The sequence below is a fragment of the Bradyrhizobium sp. 132 genome, from assembly GCF_023074185.1.
GTDB lineage: Bacteria > Pseudomonadota > Alphaproteobacteria > Rhizobiales > Xanthobacteraceae > Bradyrhizobium.
This window is the reverse complement of the sequence record NZ_JADPKY010000160.1, coordinates 38,032-54,251: the sequence shown is the minus strand read 5'-3', so window position 1 is coordinate 54,251 and position 16,220 is coordinate 38,032. Positions and strand designations below refer to the sequence as shown.

The 16,220-nt window shown below is 60.2% G+C and carries 17 protein-coding genes and 2 pseudogenes; 9 read left to right on the top strand and 10 right to left on the bottom strand.

The genetic code is table 11. The features are described from left to right. From IVA74_RS36045 to IVA74_RS36035, 3 genes and pseudogenes are all read left to right on the top strand, one after another. Nucleotides 1-134, top strand: a pseudogene (locus IVA74_RS36045) (ABC transporter substrate-binding protein); the annotation flags it as partial. A 284-nt stretch (nucleotides 135-418) separates the two neighbouring features. After that, complete coding sequence (locus IVA74_RS36040) at nucleotides 419-2,602, top strand: PAS domain S-box protein (protein ID WP_247352250.1); 2,184 nt, start codon at nucleotides 419-421, stop codon at nucleotides 2,600-2,602. Then, complete coding sequence (locus IVA74_RS36035; RefSeq protein ID WP_247352249.1) at nucleotides 2,595-2,960, top strand: response regulator; 366 nt, start codon at nucleotides 2,595-2,597, stop codon at nucleotides 2,958-2,960. The genes IVA74_RS36040 and IVA74_RS36035 overlap by 8 nt, the downstream gene beginning before the upstream one ends. 520 nt (nucleotides 2,961-3,480) lie before the next feature. On the opposite strand, the gene IVA74_RS36030 is transcribed toward IVA74_RS36035, so the two are convergent. The 5 genes and pseudogenes from IVA74_RS36030 to IVA74_RS40890 all read right to left on the bottom strand — a co-directional run bounded on the left by IVA74_RS36030 (nucleotide 3,481) and on the right by IVA74_RS40890 (nucleotide 7,910). Next, nucleotides 3,481-4,404: an arginase family protein gene (locus IVA74_RS36030; RefSeq protein ID WP_247352248.1), complete on the bottom strand. Its 924-nt coding sequence runs from the start codon at nucleotides 4,402-4,404 to the stop codon at nucleotides 3,481-3,483. Between the two features lie 429 nt (nucleotides 4,405-4,833). After that, nucleotides 4,834-6,003 (bottom strand): IS91 family transposase, encoded by a 1,170-nt coding sequence (locus IVA74_RS36025; RefSeq protein WP_247352259.1) that lies wholly within the window; start codon nucleotides 6,001-6,003, stop codon nucleotides 4,834-4,836. A gap of 42 nt (nucleotides 6,004-6,045) precedes the next feature. Continuing rightward, nucleotides 6,046-6,321, bottom strand: a pseudogene (locus IVA74_RS36020) (tyrosine-type recombinase/integrase); the annotation flags it as partial. 117 nt (nucleotides 6,322-6,438) lie between these two features. Beyond that, nucleotides 6,439-7,431, bottom strand: coding sequence for a nitrilase-related carbon-nitrogen hydrolase (locus tag IVA74_RS36015; RefSeq protein ID WP_247352258.1), 993 nt, complete (start codon nucleotides 7,429-7,431; stop codon nucleotides 6,439-6,441). Between the two features lie 182 nt (nucleotides 7,432-7,613). Beyond that, nucleotides 7,614-7,910 (bottom strand): NAD(P)H-dependent oxidoreductase, encoded by a 297-nt coding sequence (locus IVA74_RS40890; RefSeq protein WP_346731000.1) that lies wholly within the window; start codon nucleotides 7,908-7,910, stop codon nucleotides 7,614-7,616. Between the two features lie 423 nt (nucleotides 7,911-8,333). Here IVA74_RS40890 and IVA74_RS36005 point away from each other — a divergent pair, with 423 nt between their 5' ends. From IVA74_RS36005 to IVA74_RS35995, 3 genes are all read left to right on the top strand, one after another. Next, complete coding sequence (locus IVA74_RS36005) at nucleotides 8,334-9,755, top strand: PLP-dependent aminotransferase family protein (protein ID WP_247352247.1); 1,422 nt, start codon at nucleotides 8,334-8,336, stop codon at nucleotides 9,753-9,755. Nucleotides 9,756-9,881: 126 nt separating this feature from the next. Then, the gene (locus tag IVA74_RS36000) at nucleotides 9,882-10,337 is read left to right on the top strand and encodes a carboxymuconolactone decarboxylase family protein (protein WP_247352246.1); all 456 of its coding nucleotides are present in this window, start codon (nucleotides 9,882-9,884) and stop codon (nucleotides 10,335-10,337) included. 112 nt (nucleotides 10,338-10,449) lie between these two features. Then, nucleotides 10,450-10,770 (top strand): SMR family transporter, encoded by a 321-nt coding sequence (locus IVA74_RS35995; protein ID WP_247352257.1) that lies wholly within the window; start codon nucleotides 10,450-10,452, stop codon nucleotides 10,768-10,770. Between the two features lie 64 nt (nucleotides 10,771-10,834). Here the strand turns inward: IVA74_RS35995 and IVA74_RS35990 are convergent, their stop codons facing one another. Both IVA74_RS35990 and IVA74_RS35985 read right to left on the bottom strand, forming a co-directional pair. Continuing rightward, a complete protein-coding gene (locus tag IVA74_RS35990; RefSeq protein ID WP_247352245.1) occupies nucleotides 10,835-11,461 on the bottom strand; it encodes a hypothetical protein in 627 nt (208 codons plus the stop codon). 80 nt (nucleotides 11,462-11,541) lie between these two features. Continuing rightward, entirely contained in the window at nucleotides 11,542-12,207 is a 666-nt protein-coding gene (locus IVA74_RS35985) for a hypothetical protein (protein WP_247352244.1), read from the bottom strand. A gap of 685 nt (nucleotides 12,208-12,892) precedes the next feature. Here IVA74_RS35985 and IVA74_RS35980 point away from each other — a divergent pair. Both IVA74_RS35980 and IVA74_RS35975 read left to right on the top strand, forming a co-directional pair. After that, complete coding sequence (locus IVA74_RS35980; RefSeq protein WP_247352243.1) at nucleotides 12,893-13,057, top strand: hypothetical protein; 165 nt, start codon at nucleotides 12,893-12,895, stop codon at nucleotides 13,055-13,057. Further along, on the top strand, nucleotides 13,023-13,343 hold the full coding sequence (locus tag IVA74_RS35975; protein WP_247352242.1) for a DUF4142 domain-containing protein: 321 nt from the start codon (nucleotides 13,023-13,025) through the stop codon (nucleotides 13,341-13,343). Before IVA74_RS35980 ends, IVA74_RS35975 begins: the two co-directional genes overlap by 35 nt. Before the next feature lie 85 nt (nucleotides 13,344-13,428). Here the strand turns inward: IVA74_RS35975 and IVA74_RS35970 are convergent, their stop codons facing one another. From IVA74_RS35970 to IVA74_RS35960, 3 genes are all read right to left on the bottom strand, one after another. Then, entirely contained in the window at nucleotides 13,429-13,605 is a 177-nt protein-coding gene (locus tag IVA74_RS35970) for a hypothetical protein (RefSeq protein WP_247352241.1), read from the bottom strand. A gap of 273 nt (nucleotides 13,606-13,878) precedes the next feature. Next, complete coding sequence (locus IVA74_RS35965) at nucleotides 13,879-14,169, bottom strand: addiction module antidote protein (protein ID WP_247352240.1); 291 nt, start codon at nucleotides 14,167-14,169, stop codon at nucleotides 13,879-13,881. A gap of 63 nt (nucleotides 14,170-14,232) precedes the next feature. Beyond that, nucleotides 14,233-15,003, bottom strand: coding sequence for an outer membrane beta-barrel protein (locus IVA74_RS35960; protein WP_247352239.1), 771 nt, complete (start codon nucleotides 15,001-15,003; stop codon nucleotides 14,233-14,235). A 910-nt stretch (nucleotides 15,004-15,913) separates the two neighbouring features. Here IVA74_RS35960 and IVA74_RS35955 point away from each other — a divergent pair. Further along, nucleotides 15,914-16,159 carry a PilZ domain-containing protein gene (locus IVA74_RS35955; RefSeq protein ID WP_247352238.1) on the top strand — a complete coding sequence of 82 codons (246 nt, stop codon included), beginning with the start codon at nucleotides 15,914-15,916 and terminating at the stop codon, nucleotides 16,157-16,159. Nucleotides 16,160-16,220: the final 61 nt, after the last annotated feature.

Genomic DNA, 16,220 nt, shown 5'->3' with positions numbered 1-16,220 from the left:
GCGCCAAGCCTATGGACCTCCCGGTAGAGAGGCCAACAAAGTTCGTCCTCATCATCAACATGAAGACGGCCAAGGCGCTCGGTCTCACCGTTCCGCCATCGTTGCTGGTACGTGCCGACGAGGTGATTGAATAGAAGGCCCGCCGCGCTGCATGAGTCTGGTGTTGGCCCGTTCCGGACCAGCTGCGCCGGTTCCACTATGTCCGCAGTTCGGGGTAGGCCGGAAGTGACTGGTAGAGGTCTGCACCGACGCGATTGACCCCTAGCCGAAATCGGAGGGGGGTACCGGGGGAACCAATTGGCGCGTGCTAAAGTTATCAGCGGTTCGGCGGGCTGCAGGGGCGTCCGCCCATGTTCATTTCAATAGGCGAGGCTCGCATCGGGCCGTCGCTCCTCTCGCCCCGAGAGCCGAGCGCCTCATGTCAAACGTCGAAGAATTCCCGCTGTCCGCCCGCCAAAGGCCCACGGAGTTCGAGGCGCTGGCCGCGGCCGGCCGCGCCGCGCTCGATGCCATTCCCGGCGCGGTCTATCTTTGTGACGCCGATGGACTGCTTGTCGCCTACAACGCCGAGGCCGTGGAATTGTGGGGCCGAACACCTGACATCGTCAGGAAGGAGCGCTTTTGCGGTTCACACCGGCTCCACCTGCTCGATGGAAGTCCGCTTGCCCATGCCGACTGTCCCATGGCCACCGCGGTTCGTATGGGAACGCCGACGCGCAATGCCGAAGTCATAATGGCGCGGCCGGATGGCTCTCGCTTCGCGGCCCTGCTCAACATCCGGGCGTTGCGCGATCAAGCTGGCCGCATCCAAGGCGCCATAAATTGCTTCCAGGACATCACCGGACGCAAGCAGGTCGAGGAGGAAGTCCGCCGGGAGACGCAGGACCTGGAGGACTTTTTCGATAATGGGGCGGTGGGCCTTCATATCGTCAGCGGAGAAGGGATTATCCTTCGTGCCAACAAAGCTGAGTTGGATCTGCTTGGGTACAGGCGCGAGGAGTACATTGGTCGCCACGTCGCCGAGTTTCATGTCGACGCGCCGGTGATCGGCGATATCCTTCACCGTCTTTCATGTGGCGAGCCGCTCGATCGCTACCCTGCGCGGCTGCGGGCGCGTGATGGCTCTGTCAAGCACACGCTGATTACGTCGAACAGCCGTTTTGTGGACGGCAAGTTCGTCAACACGCGCTGCTTCACCATTGACGTCACCGAACTGCATGCTGCCGAAGAGGCGCGCCGAGCTAGTGAAGCCCGGCTCGCGGCAACTTATGAGGCCGCCAGCGTCGGCATCTCCGAAACCGACGAGAACGGCCGCTTCTTGCGGGTGAATGATTCCCTCTGCCGCATCTCTGCGCGCTCGCGCGACGAGCTGTTGCGGATGACCTTCTTCGACTACACCCATCCCGACGACCAGACCGAGGACGCTGAGTTCTACGCGCGGCAGGTCCGTGGCGACATCGACAACTACACGATTCGCAAGCGCGCACTGCGGCCTGACGGGTCCGTGCGCCATCTCGACATTTTCAGCTCGTCGGTGCGGGATTCGGCAGGCCGATTCCTTTATGGCGTGCGCGTCGCCCAGGATGTCACCACCACCAAGCAACTGGAGGACCGCCTGCGCGACGGCGAGCAACGCATGCGCGATCTCCTCGAGGCGCTGCCAGCAGCCATTTACACGACGGATGCCGAGGGTCGCATCAATTTCTACAATCGGGCGGCGGTCGAGATGGCGGGCAGAACGCCGCAGCCGGGCGACGAATGGTGTGTGACCTGGAAACTCTATTGGCCCGACGGCACGCCACTGCCGCACAATGAGTGCCCGATGGCCGTCGCGCTGCGCGAAAACCGTGAGGTCCGCGGTGCCGAAGCGGTGGCCGAACGCCCGGACGGCAGACGCGTACCCTTTATTCCTTATCCGACGCCCCTGCGAGACGCCGCGGGAAATCTGGTCGGCGCCATCAACATGCTGGTCGATATCAGCGAGCGCAAGCGCGCCGAGAACGCCCAAAAGATCTTAATTGACGAGCTCAACCATCGTGTGAAGAACACTCTGGCCACCGTGCAGTCGCTCGCGAGCCAGACCGCGCGCCACGCCGCCGACCTGCAGGAATTCCTGCCAACGTTCACTGGGCGGCTGCTTGCGCTTGCCCGCGCGCATGACCTGCTCACCAGGCGAAACTGGCAGGAGGCACCTTTAGAAAGGCTGGTCTACGATATCGTTGCTCCGGTGTCGGGCGGACGCGTGACGACGCAGGGGCCCCACGTCGATCTGGACGCCCGAACGGCGCTGAGCATCACCATGGTGCTCAACGAACTTCTGACCAACGCTGCAAAATACGGCGCACTCTCGGTGCCAGACGGGGCTGTGTCCCTCACTTGGCGGCTTGGCCCGAACGAACTGTCGCACAACACGGTGGAGTGCGAGTGGCGCGAACGTGGCGGGCCACTGGTTTCGCCACCCAAGCGGCGCGGCTTCGGCACGCGACTGATGGAGCGTTGCGTCGAGCATGACCTCGCCGGCGAGTTCGATCTGGTGTTCGAGCCGGAGGGCACCCGCTGCCGCATGGTGTTTCCCATTGTGCCTGCATCGTCCAATGGTTGAGCTGTCCGGCGCCAGGGTTCTCCTGGTCGAAGATGAGGGATTGGTGGCCCTCATGATCGAAGACATGCTCGAGGAATTGGGGTTGAAAGTGGTCGCCTCGGCCGCCCACGTGACGAAGGCGTGCGAACTTGCCACCAGGGCAACGTTCGATCTAGCTTTGCTTGACGTCAACCTGGCCGGGAAGTTCGTTTTCCCGGTAGCGCGCATCTTGCGCGACCGAAAGATTCCTTTCCTGTTCAGCACCGGCTACGGCGGACCGCCGCTGGAGGAGGAATTCAGGAATGCCCCCGCAATCGGCAAGCCGTTTTCCATCGACCAATTGAAGGAGCAACTGCGGCTGATTCTGGCGCTCCCATAGAGGCGCAGCTTGCGCGCTTCGCGGGTGTTTACGCCAGAGACGTCTCTTCTCATCAAGGCAGTGTTGCTAGGAAGCCACTTCCCCTCATCATCGCTCGAGCGCAGGAACGGAGGCGAGCCCTTCGAATTCTATCGGATGATCGACGCATTCGGGGGAGCAACATTTGAACGAGAATAAAAGGCTGGCTTCGAACTCGCCCGAGTCTTCGCAGTGGCTTGTTCTTTCCGCCGCGGCGCTTCTGGAAAAGACGGAGGATCCGAGCCCAGAGCCTCTGAACGACAACCACATTACAGTGGATTTGATGGAGCCATTTCCTGCGGGATGGTGGGCTTCGTCTTAAAGTGGGCTGCGAAGGACTCGGCGTGCTCGGAACTGTTGTCCGCCGATGGCCACATACTTTTTTGATCAGCACACCAGCTGCGAGATCGACGTTCACCCCGAAGGGACTGATCTGCTCGACCTCAGCACCGCAAGACGGATGGCCCTCTCGCGGGGTCAGAGGAAGCGTCAAGAGCAGCAGTTATACGGCTCGTTGCCGAATACAACCTAGCCCATTGCAGATAATCCGCGAGATAGCAATCGCTCCAAGATTTTGCACGTCGCGCTCGGGGACGAACTCGACGACGTCGAGCCCAACTATTCTGCACTTTGACGCGACACCCTGCATAAGATCGACAACGTCAAAATAGGATAGACCGCCTGGCTGTGGTATGAGCACGCCTGGGATGACTGATGGATCGAGACCGTCGCAATCAATGGTAATCAAGCACTCGCTATCGTCCTCTATCTCTGCAAGAACGCTTGCGATCCCATGAAGCCGAATATCTCTTGCTGTGACGATCTTGGTGCCCCACGCCTTTGCACAGTCAAATTCGGCACGACCAGAGCCGCCAATGCCGCGCAACCCAACCTGCACGATGCGTCTTACCCAGGGCAATTCGCTGGCTCGCCGCATTGTGCTTGAGAATGTATAGCCCGATCCGTTTCGCTGATCACGCCAATCAAGATGGGCATCAATCTGCAGGATCGTTAGCCCTTTGCTTTTGCGAAATGCTTCGAAGAAAGGTATCGGAACTGAATCATCCCCGCCTAGCAGGATCGGAACTGCGCCAGCCGAAAGGACAGCTTGCGTGGTCGTTCTGATGGCATCACGATTGCTCTCAGGTGTCATGGGATCCGTCACCAAGTTTCCACCATCCAAGACCTTCAATTTGGCTGGAGTGAGCAGCTCCGCTTCTTGATCAAAATCCCAACGGGTGAGATCGCTCTCATAATGACGCAGAGCGCGACGAATGAAGTCCGGCGCTTTGGCGGCATGGCTCGTCTGACCTACAACGTACGGCGTGGCATCGGAAGCGCCAAACAAGATCACGTCGGCCGCGGGCAGGGCGCTGGTCAAGTCACAAGCCTCAACGCCCAGAAAAGTCGGCCTGTCGGGATGCATTGCAAGTATCCGAGATTGTCGATGCGTCCCTTTCAACCTAAGTCGCTTGATCGGGTTCCGATGGCAGCGGCGGTGTCCTAGGACGTCCGCAAATGTGAAGGGTTTTGGATGCCGGCCCCATGACGGTGGGGCGGCGTGCACGGGGCCGGCGTCCGAAAGCCTCCAGGGGAGGAAACCGCGCATGGTGGGCGGGAATGGCGCGGCAGGCTCTATGGGGATTTGAGCGCCGCAGGCGAGTTGGCCGATTGAGTTCGAACCGATGCAGCGAACTGCGGGGCGGTGGCGCGGCGGCGACTGAGTGGTTGGCGGCGTCTAACTCGCAGCATTGTCGGCGGATTGGACGATAGCAGAACATTTGGATGCACTCCGCGGTGGCCGTTTGATGAGCGGCGGGCAAGATGATCGTTTTGCAGAACCGCCGTTGTGTGGTCATGAGGTGTCGATCCTGATGGCGCGGGTTGGAGCGGCTGGCGAATGGCGCGGTGTCTCGCCGCGCACGAAGAGCTCGATGAGGATCATACGGCCGCCGCAGCATGGACACCGCGGCTTGTCGGCGACGGCGATGGTCTCGGTGGGCGCATCCTCACGTTTTTTGATGGCGAGCAGCTCGCGGGCGCGTGCGATGTTGCCGGCGCAAGCGCCCCGCGCCAGCAGGCCGTAATGGCGGATGCGGTTGAAGCCCTTTGGCAGCACGTGGATGAGGAAGCGGCGGATGAACTCGCCGGTGGCCAGGATCATGATCTTCTGTCGTCCGCGGCCCTCGACGCGGTAATCCTTCCATCTGAAGGTGACACCGTGCTGGTCGAGGGCGATCAGGCGGCTGTTGGCGATGGCGACGCGGTGTGTATAGCGCGACAGATAGGCCAACACGGCCTCGGGACCGCCGAACGGACGCTTGGCATAGACCACCCATTCGGCGTTGCGCAGCGGTGCGAGGTGAGCCGCGAAGGCTTGCGCATCGGCAAGTGGCGTTTGATTGCCGAATACGTACGGGCGGCCGGCCTTGTGGGTCGCGATGAGCTTCTCCAGGAGCAGCCTGCGGTACAGGCGCGAGAGCACGCGCACCGGCAGGAAGAAGCCGGGACGGCACGATACCCAGCGCGTGCCGTCGGGCGAGATGCCCCCGCCCGGCACGATCATGTGCACGTGCGGGTGTTGGGTGAGCGCCGAACCCCAGCTGTGCAGCACGGAGGTGATGCCGATGCGGGCGCCCAGATGCTTTGGATCGGCGGCGATCGTGGTCAGCGTTTCGGCCGAGGCCTTGAACACCAGGTCGTAGATGACGGCCTTGTTTTGGTAGGCGATGTCGGCGATGCCCGCCGGCAGCGTGAACACGACATGGAAGTACAGCACGGGCAGCAGATCGGCCTCGCGCTCGGCGAGCCATTGCTTCGCCGCGGCGCCCTGGCACTTCGGGCAATGCCGATTGCGACAAGCGTTGTAGGCGATCTGGGTGTGGACACAATCCTCGGATCGCTCGACATGTCCCCCGAGCGATGCCCTGCGGCAGCTCTCGATGGCTGACGTGACCTTGAGCTGGCCGAGGCTCACATGGCCGGCGTTGGCTTGACGCCATGCCGGTCCACGGTCGCGGAAAATATCCGCGACCTCCAGCGCTGGGCGCGGCACGCGAGCCGCACGTCAGGCGGGTGGCTCGGCCTCCTTGAGCTTGCCCATGATGTGATCGCGCAGGCTCATGATCTCGCGGATCGTCTTGGTGGCGAGGCGGGTGTAGAGCGCCGTGGTATCGAGCTTGGCGTGGCCGAGCAGCACCTGGATCACTATGATATCGATGTTCTGTTCCAGAAGATGGGTGGCAAAGTTGTGCCGGAGTGTGTGCGGAGATACCCGCTTGTCGATCCCGGCCATGTGGGCAGCCGCATGGCAGGCGCGATTGAACTGGCGCGTGGTAAGAGGACTGACTGGCATCGGCGCAGGTGGTAGTGGCCGTATCGTTGCGGGCTTTGATATCAGCACAACGGGTTTGCGGCCCGGAAGTCCAAAGAACGCATCCTCTCGGAATGGCCAGCAGCACTATGCCGCCTTGACGCTATCTTCATCAACCGGCCCCGCGATGATCGGCAGAGGATGCGTACCGCGTTCATGGAAGTGGGACGCCGCTGTGCGGTCGATAGCCAGGCTGAGAAGTTCCGGTCGACTGTAGTGGCCGCGCGAGTCCATCATCTGCTTGCGGCGATCGATCATCGAGAAATCGAGATCGGCAATCACGTGGCCTTCGCCGGATCGCAAGGGTTCACCGATCAATTCACCTTCGGGTGAAATAATTGCAGTGAAGCAGCCGCCGGAAATCGGGCCAATGCTGCATCCGGTGTCCTTCATGATCTGCGCTTGCTGTTCGCCATCAAGCCACGCTGTTGCGTTGACGACGAAACAGCCCGCTTCAAGGGCGTGTTGGCGGATATTCACTTGTGTCTGCTCGGCGAAGCGATCACCGGCGAACGAACCCGGGTACATGGCTGAATGGATTTGCTCGCCGTCAGCCATAAGGGCATAGCGCGCCAGCGGATTGTAGTGCTCCCAGCATGCCAGCTGGCCGACACGGCCGACGGCGCTATCCACTGCGCGCAGCCCGGAACCATCGCCCTGGCCCCAAATCATGCGCTCATGGAAAGTGGGACTGATCTTGCGCCGGCGCTGGATCAAGGTGCCGTCTGCGTCGAACAACAATTGCGTGTTGTAGAGCGTGCCGCCGTCGCGTTCGTTGACGCCTATCGACACCACCATCGTGGCCTGCCTCGCAGCCTCGCCGATGGCTTCTGTGGTGGCTGAGGGTACCGCTATGGCCTGATCGAGCAGCCTGAGGTGCTCCTTGCCTGTCCTGATCTCGAAGGGCGTCTGCACAAACGAGAAATAGGGATAGTATGGCACCACTGTTTCCGGAAACGTCGCGAACTGGACCCCCAGCCTGGCGAGCTCGGCGATCTTTCGGATTACTCTTTGCACTGTTCCTTCCCGGCTGTAGAGCACGGGGCTGATCTGTACGGCAGCGGCTTTGACGACCGTCATGTTGTTTCTCCGAGAACTGTGATTGAAATCGACGGCCGTCGGCCGCTCACACAGCTTGCCGAAACGCCACCGCTGAAGTGCATGCGAAACGGAGAAAGAACTCCTGTATCGCTTGATCGGTGGTGGCCCGGCTATGGCCAATGCATCAGCACCAAGGGCGGACCCCTCGACGGAGAAGAACGTCAGATCATGCAGCCCGATGCTGCCGAGGATAGCTTTAAGATATGGCGTGAGAAAATCGGGCTGATGCGTGCGCTCGCCGGAAAATCGCCCGTCCGAGGACACTGCGACAAAGACCGGCCGGTCTTCAGCGCCCCCACTTTTCCTTGGGCAGTCACGTCGAAAGTTCGACGGACCCGAACGACGTGATCAATCCACGCCTTGAGAGCGGCTGGCACGGTGAAGTTATGCATTGGAGTTGCGATGACCACGCAGTCGGCGCTCTCCAACTCTTGGATCAACTCTTCGGACCGCGACATCGAGCCCTCGGCAAATATTCCGCGCACGATCGCTCGGTCCCACCGAGAGCAGTTGCGTAACGCTCATCGAGATCGGCGATGGCGTCGCTGATGGCTCGAATGATGACGGTTGCCGCGGGCTCGCTATCCAGCAAATTGCCGATGATTTTCTGAGATAGCCTGTAACTCTCCGATGCCTGCCCCCGGGGGCTGCAAATCAAATGCAGTATCTTCTCCATTGACTGTCCGATCGCTGCTGTTTGAACTCGGATCATGAACGATAAGCAATGGAGGCCTGCATCCAAGGACCATGAAGGAGCTTTGCGACTGGTCCATGATATGCCCCCGCGCTGGGCTAGACTGCTGGAGTCCTGCGAGAACTGGAGACCCATCCGAACCGTTGTGGCATAGTGGTTTCCTTCATGGAAAAGATCGGATCGGGCCATGTCTGCCGCCACGCCTGGAAGGATCTCTCCGCTGGATCCGACGGCGACCGAGCCATTCTACCGCCAGATTTACGAACGGTTCCGGGACGCGATCGCCAATGGAATGTTGAAGCCCGGCGACCGCATTCCTTCGGCGAGGGCACTGACCGGGGAATTGGGACTCGCCAGAGGTACCATCGAAACCGCTTATTCCTTGCTGGCCGCGGAGGGGTTAATCGAGGCACGCGGCCAGGCAGGCACCATTGTAAGCCCGGACCTCAAGCCGCGTACGCTCATGGCAAGCCCAGCGCCGCCTTTGGACTTCGCTCCGGACGCTCTCAGTTTTCGTCCCGATACGATCTTACCCTTTCAGATGGGCTTGCCTGCCCTGGATGCGTTTCCAAGAAAGATTTGGGCGCGCCTTACCGCGCGCCGTGCGCGCGCCATGCAGCCTTCCGATATGATCCATCCTCCTGTCCAAGGCTTACCTTTGCTGCGCGCGGAAGTCGCCAGATACCTTCAGGTCTCGCGCGGCATCAACTGCACTGCATCGCAGGTGTTCATCACCTCGGGGTATCGCCAAACTGTCGAGCTGATCGGCAACGCCCTGCTCCAGGCGGGCGATCGCGTCTGGCTCGAAGACCCCGGATACCCGCCCACGCGAGAGATATGCAAGTATATGCATGTTGAAAGCGTCTTGGTCCCTGTCGATGGGCAGGGCATGGTTGTTTCCGACGCGGTCAAGCTGGCGCCCCTGGCGCGCGCAGCGGTAGTCACGCCTGCGCATCAGAGCCCGCTCGGCATGTCCTTGTCGTTACCCCGACGTCTTGCGCTACTGGATTGGGCCGCGCGAAACAAGGCGTGGATCATCGAAGACGATTACGATGGCGAATACCGCTATGTCAGCCGCCCGCTCCCTGCGTTGAAGAACCTCGACCGCGATGGGCGGGTGCTCTATGCGGGCACGTTCAGCAAGGTGCTCTTTCCGGGTATGCGGCTTGCCTATCTCGTAGTGCCGGAAGAGCAAGTCGAGCTGTTTGAGCAGGTCACTGAAAGCCTTTCGGCTGGCTGCCCCGGGCTCACGCAATCCATCGTCACTGCATTCATTAGCGAAGGACATTTTGCCCGCCATATCCAGCGAATGCGGAAACTCTATGCCGAGCGCCGGGAAGCGACCGCGGCTGGCCTGGAAAGCGTGCTCGGAAAATATGTGCGCATAGACTTGCAGCCCGGGGGCATGCACCTGATCTTGCGTCTGCGAGGCAATCGTTCAGACCGCCGGCTGGTTGCAAGCATGCGGAAGCAGAAGCTTTACGCCGAGGCGCTCACGGACTGGACGGCGCGCAACGATGGTGCCTCAGCCCTACTTTTGAGTTTCACGAATATTGATTCTCAGCGTACAGCCGAAAATCTCGGAGGGCGCATTTTGAAAATGATGTGACAGCCGCTTGAGAGGGACCTCTGGACCAGGAAAATGATGGTCTAGCAACGGAGGCCGATCATGGACCTTCTTGGATAGGCCAAGATGCGAGACGATCGAATCTCTCAACCAGATGAGGATTCAATCATGAACAAGCGCATCGATTACGCCAAGGCGTCGCCGGAAGGCTTCAAGGCTTTTGGAGGTGTCTACGTCCATCTTCAGAAGAGCGGCCTTCCAAAGCAACTGGTCGATCTCGTGTATCTACGGGTTTCTCAGATCAACGGCTGTGCCTACTGCATCGACATGCACTCCCGCGATCTGCTCAAGTCTGGCGTCGCCGTCGACAAGCTCGTGCTGGTTCCTGTGTGGCGCGACGCGGGTGAGATCTTCAGTGCGCGCGAACGCTGTGCGCTGGCCTGGACGGAGACCGTGACGCTAGTGGCGGAAACCGGGGTTCCGGAGGTCGACTATGAGGCCGCGACGAGTGCATTCAGCGACAAGGAATTGGCTGACCTCACCTATGCCATCGGCTTGATGAACGCATTCAATCGATTTGGAATCTCATTCCGCTCGATTCCCCGCGCCGTCAGCGAGTCCTGAGGGACCCCCAGTGAGCAAACATGTAGCGCATGGACATCCGTCCATGCGCATCCTGCCCCCCTACAAACGCCGCCCAGCCGTAGTGCCTGGCGATCGCGGATGGATCGCCTCCATGGAATGGATAATGTTAACCGCCGCCGGCTTCCTCGAGATCGGATTCGCCTTTGGCATGAAGTGGTCCGCAGGTTTCACGCGGCTGCTACCCGCGCTGTTTGCGGCCGCCACCGGCTTATCAAGTGTCGTTCTTCTCTCATTGGCACTCCGCACACTTCCAGTCGGCACGGGGTACGCCGTCTGGACCGGCATCGGTGCCGCAGGTACTGCCGTTCTAGGTATCGCAGTGCTCGGCGACTCTGCGTCGCCGGCGCGGTTGTTTTGCATTGCTTTGATTGTGGCAGGGGTGATTGGGTTAAAGTTTGTCTCCGCAAACTGAGACGCGTGAAGCGTTCTGGTGGTGACAATCTTCGTGAGGCAGCAAGCCCTTTGTCCACCTCGGGTCAATCGCGTCGGTTTGCCCGTGAGGCGATGACTTCCGGTCTAGCCGGACAAGCGGACGTGGTCAGATCGGACAGGCATGTCTCGAACTGAACGAGCGACATCGCCTTGGCGCTCACGCGTCGGCCCGCAAGAGCGACCTTATTTCGCTTGCGGGCTAGTTCGAGACGCAGCTTCGAGATCGAGGTGCCGATCTGAGCGAACGCGGCGTCAATCTCGCTCGGCGTGGTCAACATGAAAAAGGTGGCCGAGCCGCTCGCGCATTTGGGCAGCACGGGCGACACGCCGGTGCCGTCATCAAGCTGAACGGCGTAGATCGTGGTGTTCTTGGCCTTGACCGCGGCGCACAGCGTCTCCATCCGCGTATCGATCTTTCCGCGCTCCGTCGAGGACGTGCTCATGGAGCCGTCGCCGTTCCAGCGGTTGACTGTGTTCTGTCCGTCGGTGAACAGGATGATCACGTGCTGGTACTGGTTGTTGACGTCCTCGGCCGGGGCGTTCAGCGGCGACTGGCGCAGCAGCGACAGCCAGCCCCAGTGCAGCCCGATGGTCTGATTGGTGCCGCCGTTCGCCACCATCGCCTCTATGGTGCTCTTGACGGTGCTGAAGGTGCTTGTCAGCGCCAGCATCTTGGCCGGGCAGTACGGTCCTGATCCGCGACGAACTGGGTGGTCAGCGATGAGGGGGCCGCGTCGGAGACGTCGTAGCTCTAGTCGCGGTCGGTGACGCAGCCGTTCCAGTTCGAAGTCGAAGGAGAACCGACGGAGTGGCTCCAGGTGTACCCGTGCCCCTTGCACATCGCCCTCGTGTACCAGGAGCTTCTTCCGGAACTGCAGTAGGAGTTGCCGGAGGCATCCTCCGATCTTGGATCCCAGAAGTCCCAGCGCAGCCAGTTGGCGCTGGCCTTATCGGTACCGACGTTTACGGCGCTCGCGAAGGGCACGACGGAGAACATGACGTCGCCGGGGGTCTTGGCGAGCGCCCCGAGCTTGTCGACGAGGTTCTTGGACGCGGTCTTCAGGTTCGAGAGCTTGGTGCCGCTCGTCGAACCGGTATTGTCCAGCACCAGCGCGATGCGCAGCAGGTTGCTGCCCCAGGTCGAAGTCGAGGAGACGCCGAATCCTAGGGTCGGGAAGCCGGCGATCTGCATGAACTGGGACTTGATCGCGCCCGAGGCAGTCATCGCCACCGTCGATCCCTTCCCGCCGCTGTTGGCGGTGTAGGTCGCCGCCGCCTGGACGCTCTGCACGTCGGTCTCGGTGTACAGTGCGGCGAAGTAGGCCGGCCCCGCCGTGGGAATCTGGTTGGTCGTGATCTTGCCGTCCGACAGGTTCTTGGCGACCATCAGCGAGGCCGAATCGAGCGCGCCCTGCATCGCGGTGCGAGCCCGGCTTGCCCGGCTATCCCCGCGACCGCTGACTCCGCTGAGGCTGGGCGCCTGTCCATTATTACCGCTCTGTCCGCATGTAAGGGCTGCGCTCCGAGACCAATCGAAGGTCGGGGTCGGCGGCCAAGGTCAGGGAAGCATCGATCCGGAGCGGGTTCTCTGGAGGGCGCTCAGCCACCACAGCCCAGGCAACGACGCCGACTGCGAAAAGGGCTGCCGCTAAAATCCAAGGATACCGCATCATTGCGTCCTCCCTAGTCTGGTATCAGCGTCTCGATCAGGTTGAGCAGCGCCTGGTGCTCCGGACCATTTGCGCTCCCCCGCAGGGATCTGCCGATCTCAATGTACGAGGTCCGTCCTCCTGAGCCGGCATTCGGCTGATGCTTCACGACTGGGGTGCTCGAAGCCGGGTGTCGCGCCAAAGACCAGACGTCGCCGTTGCTGCTTTCATACAGGACCCGATCGGACATAGGGGCTAATAGTGCCCGCACTATTCGGTTCCTGTTGCGGATCGTGCGGACTTCGGCCTGTAAGCTGGCAGCGCCCGAAGCCGGAGACAATCCTGCGGATGTACCTGCGCCAGCACCGCTACAGGGAACGCGCCCCATGTGCTCAATTGGAACCTCTTCCACGATTGGCGTGTTCATCGACAAACAACCCACAGGAGTTTGCCTTGAACAGAATGCTTTTGTCGCTCGGGACAGCAACCTTGATGGCGCTCTCAATTGCCAACGCAGCTGCGAAAGATAAGCAAAGCGAAACGTTCCTCAAGAAGGCAATCGAGGGCAATTTCGCTGAAGTGCATGGGAGAGCTGGCGCAGCAGAACGGTCAAAGTGATGCCGTCAAGTCATATGGCAGAATGCTTTCCACAGACCACACCGCCGCCAATCAGAAGGCTTTAGATGCTGCCCAAGGACTGGGAATGAACTCACCAAGCGGACCGAATGCCAAGCAAACAGCCGACCATGACAAGATGTCAAAACTGTCCGGCGCAGGCTTCGATAAAATGTTCGCGGCTCACATGGTCGCAGACCACCAAAAGGATATCGCCGAGTACAAGAAGGCATCAAAAAGTAAGGATGCTGCCGGAGAATATGCTTCCGGCCAAATAGATACGTTGTAAAAGCATCTGGATGCCGCAAAATCGTTGAAAGGCGGTCGTTAATCCGACGCCGGAACTGGGTCGGCAGGAGCGCGGCAAGCCAACTTCACGATAGCGGACGCTCATAGAGCAGCGCGAAGACTACTTGCTCCGGCTGGCGAGCGTTTTGGATGATATCGGGGCGGACCAGCAGTTGACAATTCGGGGCCGGTACATCGAACAGGCGTTCGGCGGGAATGGTGCCTTCGCACTTGCAGAGGCCGAAGTCTTCGCCCGCGCTCATGGCTGCACGTTTCGTTCACGATCGGATTGAGCAACGAGGCGTGTTCACCCGGTCGTATCCCGCCGGTGGACGGGCAACCTGGCCTTGGGTTCGGTCTTCTGATGGAAGTTTGGCACTCGCCGCCCGCTCGACGGCCGGTTGATCAGTTCGGGTGCCGCGGGTGGTATTTTGAAGGACCAAACCTTTACACGTGCTATTTCGGAAGCCCTTTGTCCACGCGCGAGGGCCGAGATCACAACATGGGTCTCTTTAACGACAACGACGCTGATGGCATCAAAAGGTAGGCGATTGTTTGCGACGTCGCCGGGGGACTACCCTGATCTCCAATCCCATGGCCGTGAGCACACCAAGAACAGTCGAAAAGTTTGGAAGCCGTTCGTTCCCGAAGGCTCGATAAATGCTCGTTCGTTGCAGACCGGCTTCTCTTGCGACTTCTGAAATGTTGAAGTTGTCTAGCGCCTTCCCAATGGCCCTGCAGATCGTGCGAGCTTCGGCCGACTCGAATGCCTCGTTCAGCTCGTTGGCTAACTGCGAGGGTACGACGGGGCTAAATCTTTTCGTCATCTCGGTCTCCATAACAAAAGGGCCGGCTTTAAGCCGGCCCTTCGTTATTAAATCGAGGTGCGCTCAGTAGTGCGCGATGCTCGGACCGCCCCAGCGATAGTTCACGCGGACGAGGCCCATGTCAACGTCTTGGCGAATGCGGTCGCTCCCGGCGAAACCTCCAATGGGCGTAGTGAAGTCGATCGTGCGATCACCCAGGAAGATGTGATTGTACTCGACACCAACCGACCAATTCGGTGCAAAACCATATTCGAGGCCCGCGCCGACGGTGCCACCCCAACGGGTTTCACGAGCCGACGAGAAGAGCGCACCGGTCGGAATATCGAACACATCATACTTGTCGCCGACGACCGCGGCGCCGCCCTTGACGTAGAACAGAACATTATTCCAGGCGTAGCCGACCTGACCGGTGATCAGACCGAACGAGTCGATCCGCGAACGGTTGCGAGTCCCAAACCCCGGGATCGCGCTGACGTTGTCGCCCGAGAAGTCAGCCCAGTTGCCCTGACCTTCGATGCCGAACACCCACTGGCCCGACTGCATGCGGTAGCCGATCTGGCCGCCGACCGTGCCGCCGACTGCATTATGGCAACCTTCGGCTGCTAGAGCACCCGGGACGCCGGTCACAACGCCAGTCGCATCCACAAAATCCCAGCACTTGTGGCTCGAACCACCGCCACCGTTGATGCCGATGTAGAAGCCGCTCCAGTCGTAGATGGCAGCGACCATCGGCGGAGCTTTGGTGTAGGGACGTGCAGCGAGGTCCGCCGCACTGGCGGGAGCCGACAGGCCCAAAACTAGTGTTCCGGCTGCGGCAACTAAAAGCTTCTTCATGCGAGTGTCTCCCCAGAAACGAGTTCAATGAATCGGTGTATTCGCCCACCTGCAAGAGGATCGTAATTTGGTCAGGTGCACGTGGCTGTAGCTGAGTTGCAACACTCGCTGGTCAAAGCGAGGCCGGATTCTCGATACACATGAACTAGTTACAGGAACTGAATGTGCGGCAGCGTGCACATGGGACCCTTGCGAAACACACTGACCGAGCGTTTGGGCACACGGGTGTTGTGTGACCTAAGGTGGAAGCGACGCTAGCGCAGCTGTCCCTGTCGTTCCCGACAGGTGCGCGCCGTCCTGACACGTGGGCATGATCGCGGCTAAAGGACGGAGGCATTGCTGTGCGGCGCTACTATTTTCCGATCATCCACAATGGTCAAATACAGGCGGACGATGCAGGAGAGATGTTTGGCTCTGCTGAACTAGCAGTCGATTACGGTGCCCGTGTCGCTCGGGACATCGCCAGCGATCCCGATTACGACCATGGTGCGGGCACGGTCGTAGTCGTGGTTGACGACTCCGGTGTTGGAGGGTGTTGGTGCACGTGTAAGGCCAGCCGAAGGTAGGGCAGTCCAAGGTGCTCGCGTAACGATCTGTAAGTAGTAGGCATGCAAATAGCGCCTTTCTGCGACGTGATCAGTCGGACCAAAGAGATTGCGGTGACCTCAGATAATGATGACGAATTGGCTGTTTTGACGCGAGAGATCGCTGACAAGGCGACCTATGTTCAGAACCAGACAATCCTGGTCGAGGTCCTTGAGCGAGACAGACACGACGTATCCGACCATGAGAGAGAGCTAGCCAAAGAGCGGTCGCATTTGGCGACACGGATCGCGAGGCAGTTTAGGTTGCTTGAAATTGCATCGGCCAGTGAAGGACACGAGACAGCCGCGTCAGCTCAAGGATAATTATGCCGGATCGCCGGAAGATCGATCGTTCGGACGTCGACTTAGTTGCATACATTTTTGGAGATGGCGGCAGCCGACGTTGCCGCGTGTTCAACATCTCGGAGGACGGGGCCGGGATCGAGTTACCGACGAAGCTGCACATGCGTCCCACATTCAAGATGATGTTGGAAAGAGACCGTATCATCAGAGATTGTCGTCTCGTTTGGTCCAGTGATACTCGCATCGGGGTCGTTTTTAAAGCCGATTGAGTCGGCTCTGCTAGGTTGTTGGTCCCAGCCCAGGGCCGCTCGGCTCTCCAAATCTCGTGTG